Origin of the sequence: Collinsella sp. LCP19S3_B7 (assembly GCF_052121795.1) — a bacterium.
Lineage (GTDB): Bacteria > Actinomycetota > Coriobacteriia > Coriobacteriales > Coriobacteriaceae > Collinsella.
This window is the reverse complement of the sequence record NZ_JBQKDO010000038.1, coordinates 1-1,193: the sequence shown is the minus strand read 5'-3', so window position 1 is coordinate 1,193 and position 1,193 is coordinate 1. Positions and strand designations below refer to the sequence as shown.

Genomic DNA, 1,193 nt, shown 5'->3' with positions numbered 1-1,193 from the left:
GTCTTGGGGACCGGGAACTTGGCCCGTTTCAGCAGCCGCCCCCTCCTGCTCTCCTCTCTCCAGGAGAGCTCCTCCTCGAACATGCCTGCCAAGAACCTGAGCTCTGCGGCCGTCGACTCCGACGCGTACTTCTCCGCAGTGTGGTTGGATAGCATCACGGCCCTGAACCCTCTTCTCACCGCGCTCTCCAGGTCGCCTCGCGCGCTCATGCGGCGTCACCTCCGAGCATCCTGTCGTAGACAGTGAGATCCGGGCCGACGTCGGGCTCCGTCCCAAGGCCGAACCCGCCCATCCTCGCGAGCATCATCTCCACGTCGGAGGGCCTGGCTCTCCCCGTTGAGGCCAGCACCTCGGAGATAGCGGCGCCGACGTCCTCGACCGAGCTCTCCCTGCACCACCTGCGCATGCACACGATCAGGTCCTTTCTGGCAGCCGACTCCAGCGCGTCCACATGGGCCCTCACGTCTGCGGGCATGGCGGCCCTGACCGCCGAGTTGCGCCATGCGCCGGGCTTCCTCACCAGCAACGCCAGCTGGGACACGGCCTCCGGCCCGTTCTTCGCGGCCCCGAACCTCCTCGCGTGCTCCGCCACGATCTCGCCCGCGGCGTCCGCGAACGCGACGGTGTGGGCGCCGTACACGGCGGTGACGGTGCCGGAAGCCTGCCTGTGGCCCACATGGTAGCGGTGGCCGCCGTCGACGGTGGCGTCGCCGCGCTTGTCCACCGACACGCCGGTGACGAATCGCATGCAGCTGAAGGGCTTGGCGGGCAGGGGCGGCATCGCCGACCTGTCCCTCTCGAACAGCTCCGACCATGTCAGCCCCTTCTCGTAGTGGCGGTTCGAACCCGAGCCCGAGCAGCGGCTGAGCAGCTCCGCGTTGAACAGCTCGATGTCGTCGACGCTGGGCGCAGGCGTGAACAGATGCTGGCGACACCAGTAGACCTTTCGCTCCACATTGCCCTTCTCGTTGCCGGCGCGGGGGTTGGCGTAGGTCGCCTCGAACCCGTAATGGGCCTTCATCCGGCGGAAGAGGTCCGCCTCGGTCACGCTTTGCCCGCGGCGCCTGCCGGCGCCCGTGGCGTTGTCGAAGACGATGCGGGTGGGAACGCAGCCGATGTGCTCGAAGATGTCGCGGAGGCCCTGGCACACGCACTCGCTGGTCTCGCCCGCGAAGAGCTGGCAGAAGCCCATG

1 protein-coding gene and 1 pseudogene are annotated in these 1,193 nt (G+C 68.1%); both read right to left on the bottom strand.

What is annotated here, in order from left to right; translation table 11 throughout:
• A partial coding sequence (locus ACTQW0_RS08470; protein ID WP_441567772.1) for a hypothetical protein occupies window positions 1–209 on the bottom strand: 209 nt, incomplete at its 3' end.
• Window positions 206–1,193: pseudogene (locus tag ACTQW0_RS08465) on the bottom strand (hypothetical protein); the annotation flags it as partial. The gene ACTQW0_RS08470 and the pseudogene ACTQW0_RS08465, both read right to left, overlap by 4 nt.